Raw genomic sequence first — 24,263 nt, forward strand, 5'->3', positions numbered from 1 at the left:
ATGGACACCTTCTTCTCCTTCTACGTGCTGCCGGCGCTGCTGATCCTTTTGAAGTCGGTCGTGCTGATCGTCGTTCTGTTGATCTTCGTCGCCTATGTGCTTTACGCCGACCGCAAGATCTGGGCGGCGGTGCAATTGCGCCGAGGCCCGAATGTCGTTGGCCCGTGGGGCACGCTGCAGGCCTTCGCCGATCTGCTGAAATTCGTCTTCAAGGAGCCGGTGATCCCGTCCGGCGCCAACAAGGGCGTTTTCCTGCTGGCGCCCTTGGTGTCGGCGGTGCTTGCGATCTCTGCCTGGGCGGTGATCCCGGTCAATGAGGGCTGGGCGATCGCCAACGTCAATGTCGGCATCCTCTATGTCTTCGCCATCTCCTCGCTCGAGGTCTATGGCGTGATCATGGGCGGCTGGGCGTCCAATTCGAAATACCCGTTCCTTGGCGCGCTGCGCTCGGCGGCGCAGATGGTGTCCTACGAGGTCTCCATCGGTTTCGTCATAGTCACCGTGCTACTTTGCGTCGGCTCGCTCAACCTGTCCGACATCGTCTTGTCGCAACAGGACGGGTTGGGCACCCGGCTCGGCCTGCCCAACACCTTCCTCGACTGGCATTGGCTGTCGCTGTTCCCGATGTTCATCGTCTTCTTCATCTCGGCGCTGGCGGAAACCAACCGTCCGCCCTTCGACCTCGTGGAAGCCGAATCGGAACTCGTCGCCGGCCATATGGTCGAATATTCCTCGACGCCGTTCCTGTTGTTCTTCCTCGGCGAATATGTCGCCGTCGTCCTGATGTGCGCGCTGGCCACCATCCTGTTCCTTGGCGGCTGGCTGCCGCCCTTCAACTTCGCGCCGTTCACCTGGGTGCCGGGGCTGATCTGGTTCGTGCTCAAGGTCTGCCTGGTGTTCTTCATGTTCTCGATGGTGAAGGCGTTCGTGCCACGCTACCGCTACGACCAGCTGATGCGGCTCGGCTGGAAGGTCTTCCTGCCGATCTCGCTGTTCATGGTGGTCGCCACCGCCGCATTCCTAAAGATCACGGGGTTTGCGTGATGGGCAATCTGACCGTTGGTTTTCTGGGTGCAGTTGTCGGCGTGCTCGTTGCGGTCTTTGGCAACATTGTTGTGCTGCCCTACGTCTTGCGGCAACAGGACCGAAGGTTGGCAGCAAACTACCGAGTTCCGGTGTTTGGTTGGGACAAGCAGAAAATGGCGTCGCTTACGAGGCTTATGTACCGTTTCCAGATGCCTGTCCTTTTCGGATTCATTGGCGCAATCGCTGCAATACAGATATTTGGGGGTGCTGAATGAGTACGCTATCTCAGGCCGCCAAGTCGCTGCTTTTGCAGGATTTCGTCAGCGCTTTCTTCCTGTCGATGCGCCAGTTCTTCGCGCCGAAGGAGACGATCAACTATCCGCATGAGAAGGGGCCGGTCAGCCCGCGCTTTCGTGGCGAGCATGCGCTGCGCCGTTATCCGAACGGCGAGGAACGCTGCATCGCCTGCAAATTGTGCGAGGCGATCTGCCCGGCACAGGCCATCACCATCGAAGCCGGCCCGCGCCGCAATGACGGCACACGGCGTACCGTGCGCTACGACATCGACATGGTGAAATGCATTTATTGCGGCTTCTGCCAGGAAGCCTGCCCGGTCGACGCCATCGTCGAGGGGCCGAATTTCGAATTCGCGACGGAGACGCGCGAGGAGCTTTATTACGACAAGGATCGGCTTCTGGCCAATGGCGACCGCTGGGAGCGCGAACTGGCGCGCAACATCTCGCTGGATGCGCCTTACCGCTGATATTTGACGCATGGACGGGGCGAGGGCCCTCGTTTAAGGAACACGCAACTTGCCAACCGGAGGCGGTGGCAAAAAACAGGACGAACGTCCTGTTCTGACAGGAAACCCCGGGGGAACCCATGCTGAGTGGACTAGAGGCGGCCTTTTTCTACCTCTTCGCCTTTGTCGCGGTGGCATCGGCGTTCATGGTCGTTTCGGCGCGTAATCCCGTGCATTCGGTGCTGTTCCTGATCCTGACCTTCTTCAACGCCGCCGGCCTGTTCATGCTGACCGGCGCCGAGTTCCTGGCGATGATCCTGCTCGTCGTCTATGTCGGCGCGGTCATGGTGCTGTTCCTGTTCGTCGTAATGATGCTCGACGTCGATTTCGCTGAAATGAAGGAAGGCGCCCTGCAATATGCGCCGATCGGCGCGCTGGTCGGGCTGATCCTGGCGGCGGAGCTGATCGTCGTGCTCGGCGGCTATACATTCGCGCCGAAACTGGCGGCGACGGTCGCCAAGCCCATTCCGGACCTGGCCGCGCGCTCCAACACGGCAGCGCTCGGCGACATCCTCTATACGGATTACCTCTACTACTTCCAGATTGCGGGGCTGGTGCTGCTGGTCGCGATGATTGGCGCCATCGTGCTGACGCTGCGCCACAAGCCGGGCGTCAAGCGGCAGTCGATCGCCGCCCAGGTCGGCCGCACGGCGGCAACCGGGGTGGAAATCCGCAAGGTCAAGACGGGCGAAGGAGTCTGAGATGGTCGTCGGCATCGCGCACTACCTGACCGTATCGGCGATCCTGTTCACGCTCGGCGTGTTCGGCATCTTCCTGAACCGCAGGAACGTCATCGTCATCCTGATGTCGATCGAGCTGATCCTGCTTGCGGTCAACATCAATTTCGTCGCCTTTTCGGCGGCGCTCGGCGATCTGGTCGGCCAGGTGTTCGCATTGTTCGTGCTGACGGTGGCCGCGGCCGAAGCGGCGATCGGCCTTGCCATTCTCGTCGTCTTCTTCCGCAACCGCGGCTCGATCGCGGTCGAAGACGTGAACATGATGAAGGGTTGACGGAACCACCATGTATCAGGCCATCGTCTTCCTTCCGCTGCTCGGCTTTCTGATCGTCGGCCTGTTCGGCACCTCGCTCGGTGCCAAGGCTTCCGAATACATCACATCCGGCTTCCTGGTGATCGCGGCTGTGCTGTCGTGGGTCGCCTTGTTCTCCGTCGGCTTCGGCGGCGGCGAAGTGTTCACCGTGCCGGTGATGCGGTGGATCCAGTCGGGCGGCCTCGAAGCGTCGTGGGCGCTGCGGATCGATACGCTGACGGTGGTGATGCTGGTCGTCGTCAATACGGTGTCGGCGCTGGTCCATATCTACTCGATCGGCTACATGCATCACGACCCGGACCGGCCGCGCTTCTTCGCCTATCTGTCGCTGTTTACCTTCGCCATGCTGATGCTGGTGACGGCCGACAACCTCGTGCAGATGTTCTTCGGCTGGGAAGGCGTCGGCCTTGCCTCCTATCTGCTGATCGGCTTCTGGTACAAGAAGCCGTCGGCCAATGCGGCTGCGATCAAGGCCTTCATCGTTAACCGCGTCGGCGATTTCGGCTTTGCGCTCGGCATATTCGGCGTGTTCGTGCTTTTCGGCTCGGTCAATCTCGGCACCATCTTCGCCAATGCGGCGACGTTCATTCCGGCGGAAGGCGCGCCGCAAGGTGCGGCCGTGCTGACCTTCCTCGGCTATGCACTCGATAAGCAGGCTGCGATGACGGTCGTCTGCCTGCTCCTGTTCATGGGCGCGATGGGCAAGTCGGCGCAGGTGCCGCTGCACACCTGGCTGCCGGATGCCATGGAAGGCCCGACGCCGGTCTCGGCACTGATCCATGCCGCGACCATGGTCACGGCAGGGGTGTTCATGCTGGCGCGGCTGTCGCCGCTGTTCGAGCTGTCGCATTCGGCACTGACGGTGGTCACTTTCATCGGCGCCTTCACCGCCTTCTTCGCGGCGACCGTCGGTCTCGTCCAGAACGACATCAAGCGCGTCATCGCCTATTCGACCTGTTCGCAGCTCGGCTACATGTTCGTGGCACTCGGCGTCGGCGCCTATGGGGCGGCGATTTTCCATCTGTTCACCCACGCCTTCTTCAAGGCGCTGCTGTTCCTCGGCTCGGGCTCGGTCATCCACGCCGTCTCCGACGAGCAGGACATGCGCAAGATGGGCGGCCTGAGGACGCTCATCCCGACGACCTACTGGATGATGGTGATCGGCACGCTGGCGCTGACCGGTGTCGGCATCCCGGTCACGATCATCGGCACGGCGGGCTTCTTTTCCAAGGACGCCATCATCGAAGCGGCCTTCGCCGGCCACAACGCGGTCGCCGCGTTTGCCTTTATATTGCTGGTGATCGCGGCCTGCTTCACCTCCTTCTATTCCTGGCGGCTGATCTTCATGACCTTCCATGGCGAGCCGCGGGCCAGCCACGAGGTCATGCACCATGTCCATGAATCGCCGCCGGTCATGCTGGTGCCGCTGTTCATCCTGGCGGCGGGCGCGCTGTTCGCCGGCGTGATCTTCCACGGCGCCTTCATCGGCGAGGGCTATGCCGAATTCTGGAAGGCGTCGCTGTTCACGCTGCCGGACAACCACATCCTGCACGAAATCCACGAAGTGCCGTTGTGGGTCGAGCTGTCGCCGTTCATCGCCATGCTGATCGGCTTTGCGATTGCCTGGCAGTTCTATATTCGCGCGCCGGAAATGCCTCGGAGCGTCGCCGCCAACCATCGCCTGCTCTACGCCTTCCTGCTCAACAAATGGTATTTCGACGAGCTCTACGACTTCCTGTTCGTGCGGCCGGCAAAGCGCCTCGGCAGCTTCCTGTGGAAGACCGGCGACGGCACCGTCATCGACGGGCTCGGGCCGGACGGCATTTCGGCGCGCGTCGTCGACGTCACCAACCGGGTCGTCAAGCTGCAGACCGGCTATCTCTATCACTATGCCTTCGCCATGCTGATCGGCGTTGCCGCACTCGTCACCTGGATGATGCTCTGATGACCGCCTGGCCGATCCTATCGCTGGTCACCTTCCTGCCGCTGGTTGGTGTGCTGCTCATCCTTTTCGTGCGCGACGACAGCGAGAACGCGCGCCGCAACATCCGCGCCATCGCGCTGTTCACGACTGCGTTCACGTTCGTGATTTCGCTGTTTATCTGGACCGGCTTCGACAATTCGCAGCCTGGCTTCCAGTTCGTCGAGAAGTTTGCCTGGCTGGATTCCGGCATCTCCTACCATATGGGCGTAGACGGCATCTCCATGCTGTTCGTCATCCTGACTACCTTCCTGATGCCGCTCTGCATCCTCGCCTCGTGGGAATCGATCGAGAAGCGCGTCAAGGCCTATATGATCGCCTTCCTGTTGCTCGAGACGCTGATGATCGGCGTGTTTTGCGCGCTCGACATCGTCTTGTTCTACGTCTTCTTCGAAGCCGGGCTGATCCCGATGTTCATCATCATCGGCGTGTGGGGCGGCAAGCGGCGCGTCTATGCCTCGTTCAAGTTCTTCCTCTATACGCTGGCCGGCTCGGTGCTGATGCTGCTCGCCATCATGGCGATGTTCTTCCAGTCCGGCACCACCGACATCCCGACGCTTCTGACGCACAATTTCCCGGCCAATATGCAGACCTGGCTATGGCTTGCCTTCTTCGCCTCCTTTGCGGTGAAGATGCCGATGTGGCCGGTGCATACCTGGCTGCCGGACGCGCATGTCGAGGCGCCGACGGCCGGCTCGGTGATCCTGGCCGCCATCCTGCTCAAGATGGGCGGGTACGGCTTCCTGCGTTTTTCGCTGCCGATGTTTCCGATCGCATCCGAAATGTTCGCGCCGCTGATCTTCACGCTCTCAGTCGTCGCCATCATCTACACCTCGCTGGTGGCGCTGATGCAGGAGGACATGAAGAAGCTGATCGCCTATTCGTCGGTCGCTCACATGGGCTTCGTTACCATGGGCATCTTCGCCATGAACCAGGAAGGCGTCCAGGGTTCGATCTTCCAGATGCTGTCGCACGGCCTGGTCTCCGGCGCGCTGTTCCTCTGCGTCGGCGTTGTCTACGACCGCATGCACACGCGTGACATCGACGCCTATGGCGGGCTGGTCAACAACATGCCGAAATATGCAACCGTGTTCATGATCTTCACCATGGCCAATGTCGGCCTGCCCGGCACCAGCGGTTTCGTCGGCGAGTTCCTGACCATGCTCGGCGTGTTCCGGGTCAACACCTGGGTGGCGTTCTTCGCCGCCACCGGCGTCATCCTGTCTGCGGCCTATGCGCTCTGGCTCTATCGCAAGGTGATCTTCGGCGCGCTGACCAAGGACAGCCTGAAAGGCCTGCTCGACCTGTCGACGCGCGAGAAGGTGATCATCTATCCGCTGGTCGCGCTGGTCATCTTCTTCGGCGTCTACCCGGCGCCGATCTTCGACGCGACGGCCGAATCGGTCAAGGCGCTCGTCACCAATGTCACCGCATCCATCGGCGCCGCGCAGACCGCGGCGGCGAACTGACTGGGGGTTTTGCGAACCATGACGCCGGACCTTCTCTCCAGCCTGTCGCTCTCGACGCCAGAGCTGATCCTCGCCATCGGCGCCTTGGCGCTGTTGATGCTCGGCGCCTATTCGCGCGCCAACACCACCGTCACGGTGAGCGGCCTTGCAGTCGCCGTGCTGGTGATCGCCGGCGCCTGGCTGATCTTGTCGCCGGGGCAGGGCAACGCCTATGGCGAAGCCTTCATCCAGGATCCATTCGCCCGCTTCATGAAGGTGCTGGCGCTGATCGGCTCGGCGGTGACGCTGGTCATGTCGGTCCGCTTTGCCCAGGCGGAGCGTTTCGACAAGTTCGAATATCCGGTGCTGATCCTGCTCTGCACGCTCGGCATGATGCTGATGATCTCGGCCAACGGCATGATCGGGCTCTATCTCGGCCTCGAGCTGCAGTCGCTGGCGATCTACGTGCTGGCGGCGATCAACCGCGACAATCTGCGTTCGACCGAGGCCGGGCTGAAATACTTCGTCCTTGGCGCGCTGTCGTCGGGCATGCTGCTTTACGGCATCTCGCTGGTCTACGGCTACACCGGCAATACCGGCTTCCAGGAGATCGCCGCGGCGTTGAGCGGCAGCGAGCGCCAGCTTGGCCTCGTCTTCGGCCTGGTCTTCGTGCTGGCCGGCCTTGCGTTCAAGATCTCGGCGGTGCCGTTCCACATGTGGACGCCCGACGTCTATGAAGGCGCGCCGACGCCGGTGACGGCTTTTCTGGCGGCGGCACCCAAAATGGCGGCGATGGCGCTGATGGTGCGCGTCACCATGGGCGCCTTCAAGCCGATCGCCGCCGACTGGCAGCAGATCATCGTCTTCATCTCGATCGCCTCGATGGCGCTCGGTGCCTTTGCGGCCATCGGCCAGACCAACATCAAACGGCTGATGGCCTATTCCTCCATCGGCCATATGGGTTATGCACTGGTCGGCCTTGCCGCCAACAGCCAGGACGGCGTGCGCGGCGTCGCCATCTACATGCTGATCTACCTGGTGATGACGCTCGGCACCTTCGCCTTCATCCTCGCCATGCGACGCAAGGAGGGCAATGTCGAGCAGATCAGCGATCTCGCCGGCCTGTCGGCGACCAATCCGATCATGGCGACGATCCTCACCATCCTGATGTTCTCGCTGGCCGGCATCCCGCCGCTCGCCGGCTTCTGGGGGAAATGGTACGTGTTCCTCGCCGCCATCAATGCCAATCTCTACGCGCTGGCGATCATCGGCGTGCTCGCCTCTGTGGTGGGCGCCTATTATTATCTGCGCATCATCAAGATCATGTGGTTCGACGAACCGGTCGGCGGCTTCGTGCCGATGGCGACCGAACTGCGCGTCGTGCTCGGTGTCTGTGGCGCCTTCGTGCTGTTCTACGTGCTGATCGGCGGCCCGATCGGAACCTACGCGGCAGCCGCGGCCAAGACCTTCTTCTAACGGAATGACGTTCAGGCTTGCTCCAACCGCGGCTTCGGAAGGGTTCCGGCTCGAGGCGCACGATACGGTCGGCTCCACCAACGCGCTGGCGCTGGAGCACGCGCGGGCCGGCGATCCGGGCAAACTCTGGGTCGTCTCAAAAAAGCAGGAGGCCGGGCGTGGCCGCCGCGGCCGCGCCTGGGCGACGCCCGAGGGCAATCTGGCCGCGACGCTGCTGGTGATTACCAACACCGAGCTTCGACTTGCCGCGACGCTCGGCTTCGTTGCCGGACTGGCGCTGGCCGACGCGCTCGACGCCGTCGTGCCGAAGGGCAGGATCGCGATCGGCCTCGATGGTGCGAGCCAAGGCAAGAACCGTTTCGAGCTGAAATGGCCGAACGATGTGCTTGCCTCGGGCGCCAAGCTCGCCGGCATCCTGCTGGAATCGGCGATGCTGGATGGCGACCGTTGGGCGGTGGCTGTCGGCATCGGCGTCAACGTGGTGGCATACCCTGAGGATTTGCCCTATCCAGCGACGTCGCTCAACGCGCTGGGGTCTGCTTGCGATGCCGAGACGCTGTTTCTGGCGCTGTCGGATGCGTGGAGCGAGAATGCGCGGCTGTGGAACGAAGGGCGTGGGCTTGCCGCCGTCAGGCGGCGGTGGCTGGCGCGTGCGGCGGGGCTTGGCGGGCAGGTTGCTGTCAGAATTGACGGTAATGTGGTGCGCGGCACCTTCGAGACCATTGACGAGGACTGCCGTTTCGTGATCCGCGACGATCAAGGTTCGGTTCTGACGATCGCTGCCGGCGACGTGCATTTCGGCGCGGTTGCCTCGGCTGGCGGTTGACTGGCCAATACGTTTGACTGGCCAGGTATTTGACCAGCTTGAATTTGACCGGCCGACAATTTTGACCGGCCCACAATTTTAACCGGCAAGGAAGGAAAGACCATGGCGATAGCGGAAAACGCCGAACTTGTCTTCGTGCCGCTCGGCGGTGTCGGCGAGATCGGCATGAACTTCGCCCTCTACGGCTATGGGCCGGCCAATGCGCGCGAATGGATCGTCGTTGACGTCGGCGTTACTTTTCCCGATGCAACCCTGCCCGGCGTCGACCTGGTACTGCCCGACATCCGCTTCATCGAGGAGAATGTCGCCAATCTGCGCGGCATCGTCATCACCCATGCGCATGAGGACCATTACGGGGCGTTGCATGACATCTGGCCGAAGCTCAAGGCGCCGGTGTGGATGACGCCGTTCAGCGCCAGCCTGCTGGAAGCCAAGCGGCAGGGCGAACCAGGGGCGCCGAAGATCCCGGTGACGATCTACCGGGCTGGCGAGAAATTCACCGTCGGTCCGTTCGAGATCGAGGCCATCCCCGTCGCGCACTCCATTCCCGAACCGATGTCGCTGGCGATCACCACGCCGGCCGGCGTCGTCATCCATACCGGCGACTGGAAGATCGATCCGGCGCCGACGGTCGGGCCGATGACCGATGAGGCGCGCTTCCGCGCCTATGGCGACAAGGGCGTGCTGGCGCTGATCTGCGATTCCACCAATGCGATGCGGGAAGGGGAATCGCCGTCCGAAGTGGCCGTGGGCGAGGGTCTCAAGAGCGTCATCCAGAACGCCAAGGGCCGGGTCGCCGTCACCAGCTTCTCCTCCAATGTCGGACGCATCGTCTCCATCGCCAGGGCAGCGCGGGATGCCGGCCGCCAGTGCCTGGTGCTTGGCCGTTCGATGAAGCGCGTCATCGATGTGGCTGATGAACTCGGCTATATGGACGGCTTGCCGGAATTCATCGCCGAGGAGGATTACGGCTTCATCCCGCGCGAAAACCTCGTCATCATCTGCACCGGCAGCCAGGGCGAGCCGCTTGCCGCACTTGCCAAGCTGTCGCGCGACGAGATGAAGTCGGTAGCGCTGACGGCCGGCGACACGGTGGTGTTTTCCTCGCGCACCATTCCCGGCAACGAGAAGGCGATCCTCGAGATCAAGAACCGCCTGATCGATCTCGGCATCAAGATCATCGAGGATGGCGATGCGCTGGTGCATGTCTCCGGCCATCCACGCCGCAGCGAATTGCGCAAGATGTATGAATGGGTGCGGCCGCAGATCGGCGTTCCCGTGCATGGCGAGGCGGCGCATCTGGTAGCGCAGGGCTCGCTGATGTCGACGTCCGGCATCGGCCAGGTGGCGCAGGTGCGCGACGGCGACATGCTCAGGCTGTATCCGGGTGCCGCCGCCATTATCGACCAGGTGCCGTTCGGCCGCATCTACAAGGACGGAAGGCTGATCGGCACCGACCAGGCGATGGGTATTCGCGACCGCCGCAAGCTGTCCTTCGCCGGACATGTCGCCGTCAATGTCGTGCTCGACGACAAATACGAGCTTGCCGGCGATCCCGATCTCGTCGCCATCGGCGTCGCCGAGGCCGACGGCAGCGGCGAGAGCCTGGAAGACCTGATGATCGATGCGGCAATCGGCGCCGTGGACTCCATCCCCCGCCAGCGCCGAAAAGACCTCGACCTGGTCCAGGAGGCGGTGCGGCGCGCGGTGCGTGGCGCGGCCAACGAAGCCTGGGGCAAGAAGCCGCTGGTGACAGTGTTCGTCACGCGGTGACGAACAAGGGAGTAGGGGAGTAAGGCAGTAGGGGAATAGGGAAGTAGCAGGTAGGAGCGCAAACAGATGCACTTCTAGATCCAGTTTTTCCCTACTCCCCTACTGCCTTACTCCCCTACTCCCCTAACCCGGGAGTACTCTATGCTCGGACGTCTCAACCATGTTGCGCTTGCCGTGCCGGATCTGGCTGCGGCTGCGGCGGTCTATCGCGATACGCTTGGCGCCCGCGTGACTGCGCCGCAGCGGCTGCCGGAGCATGGCGTTACGGTGGTGTTCGTCGACGTCGGCAACACCAGGATGGAGTTGCTCGAGCCGCTCGGCGAAGCCTCGCCGATCGCCGCATTCCTCGAGAAGAATCCGTCCGGCGGCATGCACCACGTGTGCTATGAGGTGGACGACATTGTTGCGGCGCGCGACCGTCTCAAGGCCAGCGGCGCGCGCGTGCTGGGCGACGGCAATCCGAAGACCGGCGCACATGGCAAGCCGGTATTGTTTCTGCACCCCAAGGATTTCTTCGGCACGCTGGTCGAACTGGAGCAAGCATGAGCTGGGTTTCGTTTGTCGCCCTGTTCTTCGCCACATGGTGGGTGGTGTTGTTCGCCGTCCTGCCGTTCAGCATGCGGACGCAGGACGAAGACCAGGACGTGACGCTTGGCACGGTTCCGAGTGCACCGCGCGGACCGCACATGTTGCGCGCGGCGCTACGCACGACAATCGCCACGCTGGTCCTCATGGGTATCTTCTACGGCATCACGAGAGGGCTTGGTCTCGGTATCGACGACATCCCGCACATCGTGCCGGATTTCAACCAGAGCCCAGCGCATTAGCCGGCTACCTACCGTGTCCGGCTATCCCAGCCTAGCCGACGCCCTGAAATCAAGCTGCGCCAGCAAGGTCAACCCAAAGTAAAGGCCGGGGCGGGTTTGGGCTGACGCAACGTCATGTAGTTTGGTAATCTGTCGTGCTAACCAAATGATTGCACAAAAAAAATGCAAGGCGCGAGGCCTTGCAATTTAAACGCGTCCGATCTGTTTCCGGTGTCCGGCGGCAGCGAGTTACCGCGCCTAGATCGCATCCTCCCAAGACTTTGACCGCGTAGGAGAGCAGATTTTTCTCTACCCTCTCGGTTATGGGGGCACACTAGCCTAAGGCGGGTGAAAATGTCACGAAGAATTTTGCCCGGAAACAGGCAATCTCGTGCTGCAGTGCACAATAGTACGGCAGGCGTTGCTTGCGAAACGCCCAGCAAGCCGTGTGCGGCAATTGCGGCGTCTATGCAGCGCCTGGGCCGGGTTTCCATTCCGCCATGAAATGGCTATGAAGCCGGGGCAAGCAAGCCAGCGCTGCGCCGATTCCGGCGCCGCCATCCTCTCTCACGGACCAGTCCATGCGTTTGTCGCGCTATTTCCTGCCCATTCTCAAAGAAAATCCGCGCGAGGCCGAGATCGTCTCGCATCGGCTGATGCTGCGCGCCGGCATGATCCGCCAGCAGGGGCAGGGCAGCTTTTCCTGGCTGCCGCTCGGCAAGCGGGTGCTGGACAAGGTCTGCCGGATCATTCGCGAGGAGCAGAATCGCGCCGGCGCGCTCGAAATCCTGATGCCGACCATCCAATCGGCCGAGCTGTGGCGCGAAAGCGGCCGCTATGAAGATTACGGCAAGGAGATGCTGCGTATCAAGGACCGGCAAGACCGCGATATGCTCTACGGGCCGACCAACGAGGAGATGGTCACCGAGATCTTCCGCTCCTACGTCAAGTCCTACAAGGACCTGCCGCTCAACCTCTATCACATCCAGTGGAAGTTTCGCGACGAGGTGCGCCCGCGCTTCGGCGTCATGCGTTCGCGCGAGTTCCTCATGAAGGACGCCTATTCCTTCGACCTCGATTATGAAGGCGCCAAAGCCGCCTATAACCGCATGTTCGTGTCCTATCTCAGGACATTTACCCGCATGGGGCTGCAGGCCATTCCGATGCGCGCCGACACGGGGCCGATCGGCGGCGATCTCAGCCATGAGTTCATCATTCTGGCCGACACCGGCGAGAGCCAGGTGTTTTGCCATCGCGACTATCTCTCGCTTGAGGTGCCGGGGGCGGATACCGACTTTTCGAACGACGCCGAGATCGCCGAGATCGTTAAGACGTGGACGACGCCTTATGCCGCCACCGACGAGATGCATGACGAGGCGGCATGGGAGAAGGTGCCGACCGGCGACCGGGTCTCGGCGCGCGGCATCGAGGTTGGCCATATCTTCCATTTCGGCGACAAATATTCCAAGCCGATGGGCGCCAAGGTGACCGGGCCGGACGGCAAGGATCATTTCGTCTCTGGCGGTTCCTACGGCATCGGCCCGTCCCGACTGGTCGCGGCGATCATCGAGGCCAGCCACGACGATAACGGCATCGTCTGGCCGGAAGCGGTGGCACCGTTCGATGTCGGCCTGATCAACATGAAGGCTGGCGATGCCGAATGCGACCGCGTCTGCGACGAGCTGAATGCCGCCTTTGCCGCCGCCGGCAAGGAGGTGCTCTACGACGACACCGACCAGCGGCCGGGCGGCAAGTTCGCCACCGCCGACCTGATCGGGCTCCCGTGGCAAGTAATCGTCGGTCCGCGCGGCGTCACCGCCGGCGAAGTCGAGATCAAGAACCGCAAGACCGGCGAGCGCGAGACGCTGCCGATCGGCGACGTGAAAAAGCGTTTCGGTGCCGCCGCATGAACAAAGCGGCAGCAGCCAAGCCTTCGGGGGCAGGACCCTTTTCCGGCTTCGAGCGCATGGTGGCGTGGCGCTATCTGCGCTCGCGCCGCAAGGAGACGGTGATCTCGGTGATCGCCTCGATCTCCTTCCTCGGCATCATGCTGGGCGTTGCCACGCTGATCGTTGTGATGGCGGTGATGAACGGCTTTCGCGCCGAACTGCTGACGCGCATCCTTGGCGTCAACGGGCACCTGATCGTGCAGCCGCTCGACATGCCGCTGGAGGACTATGCCCAGCTCGCCGGCCGCATCAACGGCGTGCCCGGCGTCAAATACGCCATTCCGCTGATCGACGGGCAGGTGCTGGCGCAAGGCAATGTCGGCGGCGGCACCGGCGCGCTGGTGCGCGGCATACGCGGCGAGGATCTCGGCAAGATCACCATCGTCGCCAACAACATCAAAGAGGGCTCGATCGTCGGCTTCGACACCGGCGAGGGCGTCGCCATCGGCAGCCGCATGGCCGAAAATCTCGGCCTTGTGCTCGGCGATACCATCACGCTGATCTCGCCCGAGGGCGACATCACGCCGCTCGGCACGACGCCGCGCATGAAGGGCTATCCGGTCACCGCGATCTTCGAGGTCGGCATGTCGGAATATGACAGCTCCATCGTCTACATGCCGTTTTCGGAAGCGCAGCTTTATTTCAACATGGACGGCAGGGCGCAGACGATCGAGATCTACGCCGACAATCCCGACAATATCGACGCACTGAAGCCGAAGGTCGAAGTGGCGGCGCAGCGGCCGATCAGCCTTGTCGATTGGCGGCAACGCAACAAGACGTTCTTCGACGCGCTGCAGGTCGAGCGCAACGTCATGTTCATGATCCTGACGCTGATCGTGCTGGTGGCGGCCCTCAACATCATTTCGGGGCTGATCATGCTGGTGAAGGACAAGGGCCACGACATCGCCATCCTGCGCACCATGGGCGCGACGCGCGGCGCGATCCTGCGCATCTTCCTGATGACAGGGGCTGCGATCGGCGTTGTCGGCACCATCGCCGGCGTGCTGCTCGGCATCGTGATCTGCCTCAACGTCGAGCGCATCCGCCAGTTCTTCTCCTGGCTGGCCAACGAGCGGCTGTTCAATCCCGAGCTCTATTTCCTAAGCCAGCTGCCGGCCCGGATGGATGCCAGCGAGACGATCTCGGTCGTTCTCATGGCGCTGGCGCTGTCGTTCCTGGCGACCCTGTTTCCGGCCTGGCGCGCGGCCAGGCTCGATCCGGTCGAAGCGCTGAGGTACGAATGATGGCCGAGGCCATTATCGAGTTGAAGAGCGTCGAGCGGCACTATGTGCAGGGGCCGCGCAAGCTGACCATCCTGAACGGCGCCGATTTTTCGCTGAAGCGTGGCGAGATGGTGGCGCTGGTGGCGCCGTCGGGCACCGGCAAGTCGACGTTGCTCCATACGGCCGGGCTGCTGGAGCGTCCGGACGCCGGCGACGTGATCCTGGCGGGGCGCGCCTGCGGCCGGCTTTCCGACGACGAGCGCACGGCGATCCGCCGCAACGATATCGGCTTCGTCTACCAGTTCCATCATTTGTTGCCTGAATTCTCGGCGTTGGAAAACATCATGATGCCGCAGCTGATAAAAGGGCTGCCGCGCAAGGAGGCGGCCGAGCGGGCGGCGCAATTGCTCGACTATATGCAGATCGGCAAGCGGGCGCAGCATCGCCCTTCCGAGCTCTCTGGCGGCGAGCAGCAGCGGGTCGCCATTGCGCGTGCCGTCGCCAATGCGCCGCTGGTGCTTTTGGCCGACGAGCCGACCGGCAATCTCGACCCGGTGACCGCTTCCTATGTGTTCGAGGCGCTGGCAGCGCTGGTCCGGCAATCGGGCCTGGCGGCGCTGATCGCCACCCACAATCACGAGCTTGCCTCGCGCATGGACCGCCGCGTGACGCTGGCCGACGGCAAGGTCGTGCCGCTTTAGGGTACGCCGCAATTGAGGCGATGACGGCCTGCGAGCTGGCGTGCGCCGTCCCGCCGCTTTCTGCGGGCGCTGTCGACCCGAAACGTCGGCAATCTCCCTCTCAACCCTTTCTTAACCCTGCCGAAAATGACCAATCCCAATTCCGGACATGCCGGGATTGGGATCGTTGACATTCGAACAAAATTAGAACAAAATACGAACATACTAACAACAGGAGAGAGTTATGACCGATCTTGTTCAGGATGTCGTCTCGCTGGTGTGCATGAGCACGTTCCTCATTTCTATGGCAATCTGGATCGGCGCGATGTGAGGAATGGCTGAGGATGTAGCTCGACGCTGATGAGCGAGGGCCGCCTTCGCACCTCGGCGCAGGCGTTCGACGAGTGTTTCAGCCGGCCTTGCGGGACACTTCGACAGGCGACACCGCGGCGGGCCCGAACACGTCCTCGAAAGCGGATTTCAGCGCCAGGTCGAGGTCGGCCATGGTCACGGGAAGGCCGAGGTCGACAAGGCTGGTGACGCCGTGATCCTGGACGCCGCACGGCACGATGCCGCTGAAATGGCTGAGGTCCGGCTCGACATTGATGGCGATGCCGTGAAAGCTCACCCAGCGCCTCAGCCTGATGCCGATGGCGGCGATCTTGTCCTCGGCCGCCGAGCCGTCGGGCAAAGCGGGGCGGTCCGGCCGAACCACCCAGACGCCGACGCGGTCCTCGCGGCGTTCGCCGCGTACGTTGAAGGCGGCGAGCGTGCCGATGATCCATTGTTCGAGTGCGGCGACGAAGGCGCGGACATCCTCGCGCCGCCGCTTCAGGTCGAGCATCACATAGGCGACGCGCTGGCCCGGCCCATGATAGGTGTATTCGCCGCCGCGCCCGGCGGCAAAGACCGGGAAACGCTCCGGCTCGATCAGGTCCTCGCTGCGAGCGCTGGTGCCGGCCGTGTAGAGCGGCGGGTGCTCGACCAGCCAGACCATCTCGACGGCGGTGCCGCTGCGGATGGCCTCGGCGCGCGCCTCCATCACGGCGAGCGCATCGGGGTAGGCGGTGAGGCCTGGTTCGATGCGCCATTCGACCGGTGCCGAGCCGGGGGAGGGCAGGAACGACGTGGCGATCTGGCTGCGTTCTGTCATGATATCTCGTCTCGCCACTCATATGGCGGCAATCGGTATAAACGTCCAGTTCCGGGCACGCTCGGCCCTTGAAGAGTTATGCCGATGTTCGGCCGATTATTGCTGGCCGCGCACTTGTTTCACCGGAAACGATTTGCTACACGCCGCGGGCCGGTTGTTTCCGGCTCCTACCACGTGCGGTCGTGGCGGAATTGGTAGACGCGCAGCGTTGAGGTCGCTGTGGGGCAACCCGTGGAAGTTCGAGTCTTCTCGACCGCACCAATTACATTCGAAAGCGGAATCTCTTACCCGAGCACGGCAGGGAGCGCCCTTGTCAGGGCACGTGCTTTTTGCCTGATTGCGGTCGCGAGTTTGGTCGATGCGAAGTGGCCATCGGCGGCATGGCCATCTACCGACAAGCGCACATAATTATTCGATTATTCGCCACCAGGCGTCCGGTCGCCCACCAGATCACCGACACAACGATGATCGATGCGTAGCCGTCCACGGCATAGTGCCAGCCAGTGGACACCGATCCGTACAGGATCAGGGCTGCGTTGTAGCCTGTCTGTTCACTTTCCCGGACATCTGAGTTCACCGTTGGTGATGAACATCGCAGCGAAAGTAAGCACCTTTGCGCTTACCTTGAAGGCATCCTACTCTGGAGGATAGTAGCCGCTCGTGAGCATAGAATGTCGGTACTGCCTTTCTTAAGAATTTACGCACCGCTCAACGCGCTGCTGGCTGCGACTGGGCTCGTGGCGGTGGCTGCGCTCACGACACCGGATATGTCCGGACGAAGCAGACTGGCTCTGGCTACCGTGCTTGCGGTCATTTGGGGCGTCTATCTCCTGCAACTGGCTGAGACGGTCCTCAAGCGCCGGGCGGGAGACGTTCGGGTCAGGACGCCGGCAATTGCCATTGATATGCTCGCGGTTTTGGTTCCACTCGCCGCATTTCTGCTCGTCGGCACGCCTGACCGGAGCCTCTACTGTGCTGTCTGGCTGCTGAAACCGCTGCGCGACTCGACTTTCTTCCCGCTGCTGGGCAGGATCCTGGCCAACGAAGCGCGTAACCTGATCGGCGTCACCACGGTCTTCAGCATCGTTCTGTTCGGTGTTTCGCTCGCGGCCTATGTCATCGAGCGCGACGTCCAACCGGAAAAGTTCGGAAGCATCCCTCAGGCAATGTGGTGGGCGGTGGTCACGCTGTCTACTACCGGCTATGGCGACGCTATTCCGCAAAGCTTCGCCGGCCGCGTCCTTGCCGGGGCGGTCATGATGAGTGGCATCGGCATCTTCGCGCTCTGGGCTGGCATTCTTGCCACAGGCTTTTATCAAGAAGTCCGTCGCGAGGATTTCGTCCGCAATTGGCAATTGATCGCCGCCGTGCCGTTGTTTCAGAAGCTCGGCCCGGCCACACTAGTCGAGATCGTGCGCGCATTACGACCCCGCATCGTGCCGGCGGGCGCTGTGATCTGCCGCAATGGCGAGACCGGTGATCAGATGTTCTTCGTCGTGGAGGGGCGCGTCAGCGTCGCGACGCCGAACCCGGTGGAGCTGGGCCCTGGCGCCTTCTTCGGCGAGATGGCGCTGATCACCGGCGAACCGCGCTCGGCGACCGTCAGCGCCACAACGGTGGTCTCACTCCTGTCGCTGCACGCGGCGGATTTCCAGATGCTGTGCAGCAGCAGCCCGGAGATCGCAGAAATCATCCGCAAGACCGCACTCGAGCGGCGCGGTGCGGCGCCTAAGGGTTGACCGTACTAGGTGTTCGGCGTGGCCATCTATCCACAAGCGCACATAATTATTCGCGCACCAGGCGTCCAGTCGCCCACCAGATCACCGACACAACAACGATCGATGCGTAGCCGTCCACGGCATAGTGCCAGCCAGTGAACACCGATCCGTACAGGATCAGGGCTGCAAAGGTCCAACCCAGAACGCCAAGCCAGCGATTGATCGATGACAGCAAATAGGCGTTCAATGCGGTAAAGGCGACATGCATGCTTGGCATGGCCGAGATGCCGCCGCCGAGACTTGGCCGGCCGCTCTGGTAAGCCATCAGGAGATATGCCGCGGGTTCCCGCACCATGTAACTATGGTCCAGTCTGTCCAAGGCTGCATTCAATCCGTGGAAGCGATCCACGCCAACAAAGTGGTGGTAGTAAACCGGTCCGACCGATGCCAGCGCCAGGGCCAAGACCGTTCCGAGAACGCACAACGTCAGCGCTGCTGCGCAGAGATAGCGGATGCGGGCAATCTCGTCCGACCAGAGCGACACGAAAAGGATGGTGCCGAACCACTGGTAAAACCAAATGACTTCATAGCTGTTGAAGACGACGAACGACCAATTGTTGCTGTCGAGCTTATGGACGATCTCCCATGGCGGCATCCCGTGCAGCCATTCATCAGCGTCGGCCAACCAGTTGTCGGCAAAGTATGGGACGACGGACGGGATGGCGATCTTGTAGGTAGAGAACGCGGTCAAGCTGGCAAAGAAGAACAGCAGCACCAGCAGACAGCCGCGCCAGCGCCCTTGAACCAAATCCAGTGCGTAGCGAACCGGTTGCCGCCGGCCATGGATTAGCGCGGCACAACAGACGCCACCGATAAACAACACCGGAATGCCAACAAGAAACTTGTGAGAATAGATTGAGGCTGACGTATAGAATACTTCTGGATATAGTGCAGATGCGCCTAAAACGTATGTCGCCATGAACAGGGAGAGGCGCAATTGCCATATGGCGGAGGGCCTGTAGCGAGAGGCTTCCGTGGTGAGGGCCAAACCAATTTACCCGTTCTTAACGTTTCGCCGGAGAGACACATACCCGATAAGGTAAAAACCTTGCCGCCGGGTTTACTTTTTCCCCGGTGATCGACATTTGCCGTCCGGCCCGCACGCGGGTGGATTGTTTCCCTGAGCAATCTTGCATCCGCGTTGCTGTCCATGCCCCCTTGTGAAGGAACGCCCCCGAGCCTCGGGGGCCGAACCGGCCGGGTGTTTAAACACCGGTCCACCGCTCCCTCAGTTGACGTATCATAAGTTTTAGCTTATCATAAGTCATGGTTTATGATTATGCAGGAATGGTGGCGTTGGCCGATCCGACGCGCCGCAAGGTGTTCGAGCTCATTGCCGATCGGCCACGCTCGGTCATCGATCTGACGCGAGTGCTTCCGGTCTCGCAGCCGGCCGTATCGCAGCACCTCAAGGTCTTGAAGGAGGCCCGGCTGGTCCGCGCAGAGCCCAAGGGTGCCAGCAACATCTATCATCTCGACCCGCATGGGCTCGGCGAGATGCGCGCCTGGCTCGACCGCATGTGGGGCGATGCGCTCGACGCCTTCAAGCGGGAAGTCGACAACAGCAAGGAGAAGAGGAAATGACGACCATGATCAAGCCCGCGCCGGTCAGGAAGTCGGTTACGGTGGAGGTGCCGCTCGACAAGGCATTCGATGTGTTCACCACAGGATTCGGGCGCTGGTGGCCGGCTTCGCACTCGATCGGCAAATCCGCCCTGACGACCGCGGTGATCGAACCGAAAGCCGGCGGCCGCTGGTACGAGATCGGCGAGGATGGGTCACAATGCGATTGGGGCGAGGTTCTCGCCTGGGATCCGCCGTCCAGGCTGACGCTCGCCTGGCGCATTGGAGCCGGCTGGCGCTACGATCCGGCATTGCTGACCGAAGTCGAGATTCGCTTTGTCGCGCTCGGCGAGAACGCGACGCGTGTGGAACTCGAGCACAGGCTTCTGGAGAACATGGGCGAAACCGCAGAGGCAATGCGCCAGGCTTTCGAATCCGAGGGTGGCTGGAGCGGTCTCCTGGACCGCTATGCGGCTGAGGCCAAGCGCCACGCCGCCTGATCGGGAATACCAGCGAGGCCGTCGCACCGTCGGCCTCGCCTCATTCCCGGTGCAGCATGTGCCGCTCTGCCCGGCCACTGGGACCAATATTGTTGGGTGAACGATGCCCCCAACCGGAACGGCGGGCACACCCACACCTAGCGTTGTCGCAGGCCACCCGGCGGTTGGTCCGCGGCGGTACCAGAGCTGGATTACCGGTGCTTCTCGACGAAGGCCTTGCAGGCGGGTGACAACTGCTCGATCATGCTCTGAAGGTCGCATTTGCCGATCGGTGTCATTGGGCAAAGCCGTTTGTAGTCAGGCTTGCATTCCTTGCCCTGAAAAGATTTGAAGGCCTTTGCCTCGGCGGTAATCGGGCTCAAAACTATTCCCGAACAAACCAACGCAAGGCTGGTAAACAGATACTTCCCCATAAACACCCTCCATTTATTAGTGATAATTATAGAGATACTAAATTAGAATTATCTAATTTTCAATCTTGAATTATCAACCTTGGGCAACCGGCAGCTCGCAAGGTGGTCTGATATCCGTCCGTTGCGCACAGAGAGGCCGATTCTCAAGCGAATCATGCCGCCGCTCCATCTTTGTGTTCGACCAAGATCTTTTCGGAAAACCGGTTTCCACTTTTCAGGATCATGGTCTAGACCTGACAGGCACCTTATCCGGAAATCCGATGGCTGGAGGCGCTGGTGGAAGGCCAGGACGAACATATGACCGGCGCCAGGGCGGCCGAGGAGCGCCGCGCCGACATCTATGACGAGGACGGCGTCATCCTCTCGTCGTTCCTCGCCCAGATCGGTGCCGCGATCGCCGATCGCGATACACTGACGCTGAAGCGTGAAGTCGACGATCTGCACCAGTCGGAACTCGGTCACCTGCTCGAGGCCCTGCACCCGGAACAGCGGCGCGCGCTGGTCGAATTGCTGGGCAAGGATTTCGACTTTTCCGCGCTGACCGAGGTCGACGAGGCGATCCGCCGCGACATCGTCGACAGTCTGCCCAATGCGCAGATCGCTCAAGGTGTGCAGGATCTCGATTCCGACGATGCCGTCTACATTCTCGAAGACCTCGACCAGGAGGACCAGGACGAGATCCTGTCGCAGCTGCCGTTCACCGAGCGGATCAGGCTGCGGCGCTCGCTCGATTATCCCGAAGAGACCGCCGGCCGCCGCATGCAGACGGAGTTCGTCGCGGTGCCGCCCTTCTGGACGATCGGCCAGACCATTGACTACATGCGCGAGGACAACAATCTTCCTGACCGTTTCAGCCAGATCTTCGTCATCGATCCGAGCTTCAAGCTGCTCGGCGCCATCGACCTCGACCAGATCCTGCGCACCAAGCGCTCGGTCAAGGTCGAGGAAGTCATGCATGAGACCAGGCATGCCATCCCGGCCACCATGGACCAGGAGGAGGCGGCGCGCGAATTCGAACAATACGATCTTCTGTCCGCTGCCGTCGTCGACGAGAACGAGCGGCTGGTCGGCGTGCTGACCATCGACGACGTCGTCGACGTCATCCAGCAGGAGGCCGAGGAAGATCTGCTGCGCATGGGCGGCGTCGGCGACGAAGAACTCTCGGACAGCATCTTTTCGACCTCGCGCTCGCGCGTACCCTGGCTGCTGGTCAATCTTCTGACGGCTTTCCTGGCTGCCTCGGTGATCGGCCTGTTCGACCGCACTATCGAGCATATCGTGGCGCTGGCGGTGCTGATGCCGATTGTCGCCGGCATGGGCGGCAATGCCGGCTCGCAGACCATGACGGTCACGGTGCGGGCGCTGGCGACCAGGGACCTCGACATCTACAATGCCGGCCGCATCATCCGCCGCGAAATCGGGGTGGGCTTCATCAACGGCATCATCTTCGCCATCCTGATCGGCCTCGTCGCTGCTGCCTGGTTCCACGATCGCAATCTCGGCGGCATCATCGCGGCTGCGATGATCATCAACATGTTCGTGGCGGCTCTGGCGGGCATCCTGATCCCGCTGCTGCTCGACCGCTTCAAGATCGACCCGGCTGTGGCTTCGGCGGTTTTCGTCACCACGGTCACCGATGTCGTCGGCTTCTTTGCCTTTCTCGGGCTTGCCACATGGTGGTTCGGCGTAAGCTGAACGGCACCTCAATTGACTTTTACGTAAATGTCGTGCGAGGCTTTGGAAGGTGCCTTGTACGCCGATTCTGGTGCGCGCCCGGGCGCCGGCGGCGCCGGCCAGTTGGAACTCGCGGCGTGGCCGGGGCATTGGAGTGACGATGCGGGAATATTATTCGATCACGGAGCTGACCCGCGAATTCGACGTGTCGACGCGGACGTTGCGCTTCTACGAGGACGAAGGGCTGGTGCAGCCGGTAAGGCGCGGCCGCACCCGGCTGTTCCGTCCGTCGGACCGGCATCTCATCCGCCAGATCATGCGCGGCAAGAGGCTCGGCTTCTCGATCAACGAGATCCGCGAAATCATCCAGATGTACAGGGAGCCGCCCGGCGAGGTCGGCCAGCTCAAATTGATGATCAAGCGCATCGAGGAAAAGCGCGAGGATTTGCGCCAAAAACGCCGCGACCTCGAAGAGACCCTGGCCGAGCTCGACCAGGCCGAGGAGTCCTGCGTCGAGCGGCTGGTGGAACTCGGCGTCACCACCTAAGCCGGCGTCAGCCTCGGCTCAAATCCAGCGCCGCACCCTTTTGGCGTAGTCCCGGTATTTCTTGCCGAATTTGGCCGTCAGCACCTTCTCCTCGCTCTCGATCGTCAGCTTCTGCGTCAGGAACGCCGCGATGACCGCCAGCGGCAGGAACCAGGCGATCCCAGTGACAAAGGCGAGGCTGACCAGCAGCAGCGTGTTGGCGAGGTAGATCGGGTTGCGGCTGACGGCGAAGGGTCCGGCGGTCACCAGATGGTCCGGCACGCCGTTCGGGTTGAGCGTCGTCTTGGCGCGGATCATGGTGCGAATTGCCGTGAACCAGAGCGCGGCGACCGCCACCAACCCTACAAGGCCGGCGGCGAACAGGATGTCGCCGAGAAGATCGCCGATCCACGGCAGCGGATAGAACAGCCCTAGCGCGACGCTGATGATGATGGCGGCGATATAGATCAGCGGCGGCCATGGGATGTGCCCCAGCTTCGGCTGCCCAGGATTTTGCTGCACGGGTTTCGGGTGACTGTCGCTCATTATTGTCCTCCCTCGATTAGCGCGTTCCCGGTTCCGCCGCCTCGGTTTGGGCGGTGCAGGTGCCGGCGAGCTCGCCAATATGCGCCTTCCACTCCGGGGACTGGTCGTTGCTGTAGAGCCGGCCAAGCGAGGCTTCGCCCTGGAGAGTGTCCAGCATGCAGGCACAATAGCTGGAGCAGAACTCGGTGTCGCGTGCCTGCTCGCAGGATACCTGGCAGGATTTCAGAAAACTCACCTCCCTGGTTTCGGCCTGCGCCGGCATGAATTGCGAAAACAGCCAGACCGAGCCGATCAGCACCGGCTGATGGATCAGATAGAAGGCAAGGCTGTGCCGGCCGATGAAGACCAGCGGGTTTGCCCAGCGGCCCGGCGTCAAGGCCGACAGCCGCGTCAGCGCGCCGGAGGTGGCGGCGAGCTTGGTAACCGCGATGCCGGCAAGTACGGCGCCGAACCAGGGCAGCAGCGGAACGTAGTCGTTGGAGCGCGGGTTGGTCGCCGACAGGCCGACCCACCACAAAGCCGGATGATCGAAAAGCTCGGATCGCAGGTAGAAAGGCGCGGCGATAACGAGGGCCGCCCCGGCAAGCGTCAGCAGCGCCGGGAGCCGCAGGAACGCCAGGCCGAGCAGGCTGGCGAGCGCGATCTCGTGCAATATGCCGAAGAAGATGAAGCCGTCGGGCATGCCGATGCGGGTGACCAGCGATATTGCGAGCGCTGCCCCGGCAACCATGGCGAAGCGCTTCCAGAAGCCGGTCCAGCGGATTTTTTTGCCATGGGCGAGATAGAGGCTGATGCCGACCAGGAACAGGAAGCTCGAGGCGATGCAGCGCGCGTAGATTTTCCACCAGCCGAAGGCGGTGAGGCCGGGATCGGTGTAGCCGAAGAATTCGAGGTCCCAGGTGAAATGATAGCTCGCCATGGCAAGCAATGCGATGCCGCGTGCTATGTCGATAGCGGCGATGCGCGTCGACTTCGGTTGATCCTGAACGGCTGCGCTCGGCGTGTCGATGCTCATGATCTCGCTGTGTTGGTTCAGCCCCGGCAAGACGACTATCACGGTTGCCACCGTC

General features: G+C 62.1%; 25 protein-coding genes and 1 tRNA gene. 21 read left to right on the forward strand and 5 right to left on the reverse strand.

The genetic code is table 11. The features are described from left to right. The 15 genes from nuoH (at position 1) to NKH21_RS12375 (ending at position 15,061) form a co-directional block, all read left to right on the forward strand. Entirely contained in the window at positions 1–1,044 is a 1,044-nt protein-coding gene (gene nuoH, locus NKH21_RS12305) for an NADH-quinone oxidoreductase subunit NuoH (RefSeq protein ID WP_292663045.1), read from the forward strand. After that, positions 1,044–1,301 (forward strand): hypothetical protein, encoded by a 258-nt coding sequence (locus NKH21_RS12310; protein ID WP_352865170.1) that lies wholly within the window; start codon positions 1,044–1,046, stop codon positions 1,299–1,301. The genes nuoH and NKH21_RS12310 overlap by 1 nt, the downstream gene beginning before the upstream one ends. Then, positions 1,298–1,789 (forward strand): NADH-quinone oxidoreductase subunit NuoI, encoded by a 492-nt coding sequence (gene nuoI / locus NKH21_RS12315; RefSeq protein WP_352745068.1) that lies wholly within the window; start codon positions 1,298–1,300, stop codon positions 1,787–1,789. Before NKH21_RS12310 ends, nuoI begins: the two co-directional genes overlap by 4 nt. Before the next feature lie 119 nt (positions 1,790–1,908). Next, positions 1,909–2,529, forward strand: coding sequence for an NADH-quinone oxidoreductase subunit J (locus tag NKH21_RS12320; protein ID WP_352669982.1), 621 nt, complete (start codon positions 1,909–1,911; stop codon positions 2,527–2,529). 1 nt (position 2,530) lies between these two features. Then, the gene (gene nuoK, locus NKH21_RS12325; protein WP_023676620.1) at positions 2,531–2,839 is read left to right on the forward strand and encodes an NADH-quinone oxidoreductase subunit NuoK; all 309 of its coding nucleotides are present in this window, start codon (positions 2,531–2,533) and stop codon (positions 2,837–2,839) included. A 10-nt stretch (positions 2,840–2,849) separates the two neighbouring features. Further along, the gene (nuoL, locus tag NKH21_RS12330) at positions 2,850–4,823 is read left to right on the forward strand and encodes an NADH-quinone oxidoreductase subunit L (RefSeq protein WP_352669984.1); all 1,974 of its coding nucleotides are present in this window, start codon (positions 2,850–2,852) and stop codon (positions 4,821–4,823) included. Then, complete coding sequence (locus tag NKH21_RS12335; RefSeq protein WP_352865175.1) at positions 4,823–6,328, forward strand: NADH-quinone oxidoreductase subunit M; 1,506 nt, start codon at positions 4,823–4,825, stop codon at positions 6,326–6,328. The genes nuoL and NKH21_RS12335 overlap by 1 nt, the downstream gene beginning before the upstream one ends. Before the next feature lie 18 nt (positions 6,329–6,346). Further along, the gene (gene nuoN / locus NKH21_RS12340; protein ID WP_352669989.1) at positions 6,347–7,783 is read left to right on the forward strand and encodes an NADH-quinone oxidoreductase subunit NuoN; all 1,437 of its coding nucleotides are present in this window, start codon (positions 6,347–6,349) and stop codon (positions 7,781–7,783) included. Positions 7,784–7,787: 4 nt separating this feature from the next. Further along, on the forward strand, positions 7,788–8,609 hold the full coding sequence (locus NKH21_RS12345) for a biotin--[acetyl-CoA-carboxylase] ligase (protein ID WP_352865178.1): 822 nt from the start codon (positions 7,788–7,790) through the stop codon (positions 8,607–8,609). Between the two features lie 102 nt (positions 8,610–8,711). Beyond that, positions 8,712–10,382, forward strand: coding sequence for a ribonuclease J (locus tag NKH21_RS12350; RefSeq protein ID WP_352865181.1), 1,671 nt, complete (start codon positions 8,712–8,714; stop codon positions 10,380–10,382). Between the two features lie 141 nt (positions 10,383–10,523). Next, complete coding sequence (gene mce / locus NKH21_RS12355) at positions 10,524–10,928, forward strand: methylmalonyl-CoA epimerase (protein WP_352669998.1); 405 nt, start codon at positions 10,524–10,526, stop codon at positions 10,926–10,928. Continuing rightward, the gene (locus NKH21_RS12360; protein WP_292663027.1) at positions 10,925–11,209 is read left to right on the forward strand and encodes a DUF1467 family protein; all 285 of its coding nucleotides are present in this window, start codon (positions 10,925–10,927) and stop codon (positions 11,207–11,209) included. Before mce ends, NKH21_RS12360 begins: the two co-directional genes overlap by 4 nt. 560 nt (positions 11,210–11,769) lie before the next feature. Next, positions 11,770–13,098, forward strand: coding sequence for a proline--tRNA ligase (proS, locus tag NKH21_RS12365; protein ID WP_352865184.1), 1,329 nt, complete (start codon positions 11,770–11,772; stop codon positions 13,096–13,098). Beyond that, the gene (locus NKH21_RS12370; protein WP_352865186.1) at positions 13,095–14,381 is read left to right on the forward strand and encodes a lipoprotein-releasing ABC transporter permease subunit; all 1,287 of its coding nucleotides are present in this window, start codon (positions 13,095–13,097) and stop codon (positions 14,379–14,381) included. The genes proS and NKH21_RS12370 overlap by 4 nt, the downstream gene beginning before the upstream one ends. Continuing rightward, a complete protein-coding gene (locus tag NKH21_RS12375; RefSeq protein ID WP_352865189.1) occupies positions 14,378–15,061 on the forward strand; it encodes an ABC transporter ATP-binding protein in 684 nt (227 codons plus the stop codon). Before NKH21_RS12370 ends, NKH21_RS12375 begins: the two co-directional genes overlap by 4 nt. Positions 15,062–15,449: 388 nt before the next feature. Here NKH21_RS12375 and lipB read toward each other — a convergent pair whose 3' ends face one another. After that, complete coding sequence (gene lipB / locus NKH21_RS12380) at positions 15,450–16,193, reverse strand: lipoyl(octanoyl) transferase LipB (RefSeq protein WP_352865191.1); 744 nt, start codon at positions 16,191–16,193, stop codon at positions 15,450–15,452. A gap of 176 nt (positions 16,194–16,369) precedes the next feature. Here lipB and NKH21_RS12385 point away from each other — a divergent pair. Together NKH21_RS12385 and NKH21_RS12390 are read left to right on the forward strand one after the other, a co-directional pair. Continuing rightward, a tRNA-Leu gene (locus NKH21_RS12385) sits at positions 16,370–16,454 on the forward strand. A 410-nt stretch (positions 16,455–16,864) separates the two neighbouring features. Next, positions 16,865–17,932 (forward strand): cyclic nucleotide-gated potassium channel, encoded by a 1,068-nt coding sequence (locus NKH21_RS12390; protein ID WP_352668601.1) that lies wholly within the window; start codon positions 16,865–16,867, stop codon positions 17,930–17,932. A gap of 46 nt (positions 17,933–17,978) precedes the next feature. On the opposite strand, the gene NKH21_RS12395 is transcribed toward NKH21_RS12390, so the two are convergent. Further along, positions 17,979–18,959, reverse strand: coding sequence for a phosphatase PAP2 family protein (locus tag NKH21_RS12395; RefSeq protein ID WP_352865193.1), 981 nt, complete (start codon positions 18,957–18,959; stop codon positions 17,979–17,981). 278 nt (positions 18,960–19,237) lie between these two features. On the opposite strand from NKH21_RS12395, the gene NKH21_RS12400 reads away from it, so the two are divergent. Further along, entirely contained in the window at positions 19,238–19,555 is a 318-nt protein-coding gene (locus NKH21_RS12400; RefSeq protein WP_023720727.1) for an ArsR/SmtB family transcription factor, read from the forward strand. Then, entirely contained in the window at positions 19,552–20,034 is a 483-nt protein-coding gene (locus NKH21_RS12405; protein WP_352668608.1) for an SRPBCC family protein, read from the forward strand. Before NKH21_RS12400 ends, NKH21_RS12405 begins: the two co-directional genes overlap by 4 nt. A 191-nt stretch (positions 20,035–20,225) precedes the next feature. Here the strand turns inward: NKH21_RS12405 and NKH21_RS12410 are convergent, their stop codons facing one another. Then, positions 20,226–20,447: a hypothetical protein gene (locus tag NKH21_RS12410; protein ID WP_352865196.1), complete on the reverse strand. Its 222-nt coding sequence runs from the start codon at positions 20,445–20,447 to the stop codon at positions 20,226–20,228. Positions 20,448–20,723: 276 nt separating this feature from the next. Here NKH21_RS12410 and mgtE point away from each other — a divergent pair, with 276 nt between their 5' ends. Continuing rightward, entirely contained in the window at positions 20,724–22,142 is a 1,419-nt protein-coding gene (gene mgtE / locus NKH21_RS12415) for a magnesium transporter (RefSeq protein ID WP_352567561.1), read from the forward strand. Positions 22,143–22,281: 139 nt separating this feature from the next. Then, positions 22,282–22,668 (forward strand): MerR family transcriptional regulator, encoded by a 387-nt coding sequence (locus tag NKH21_RS12420; protein WP_023676566.1) that lies wholly within the window; start codon positions 22,282–22,284, stop codon positions 22,666–22,668. Positions 22,669–22,686: 18 nt separating this feature from the next. Here the strand turns inward: NKH21_RS12420 and NKH21_RS12425 are convergent, their stop codons facing one another. Then, positions 22,687–23,193 (reverse strand): methyltransferase family protein, encoded by a 507-nt coding sequence (locus NKH21_RS12425; protein ID WP_352865199.1) that lies wholly within the window; start codon positions 23,191–23,193, stop codon positions 22,687–22,689. 16 nt (positions 23,194–23,209) lie between these two features. Next, the gene (locus tag NKH21_RS12430) at positions 23,210–24,208 is read right to left on the reverse strand and encodes a heparan-alpha-glucosaminide N-acetyltransferase (RefSeq protein ID WP_352865464.1); all 999 of its coding nucleotides are present in this window, start codon (positions 24,206–24,208) and stop codon (positions 23,210–23,212) included. Between the last annotated feature and the right edge of the window lie 55 nt (positions 24,209–24,263).

The organism is Mesorhizobium sp. M1329, assembly GCF_040318035.1.
Classification (GTDB): Bacteria; Pseudomonadota; Alphaproteobacteria; order Rhizobiales; family Rhizobiaceae; genus Mesorhizobium.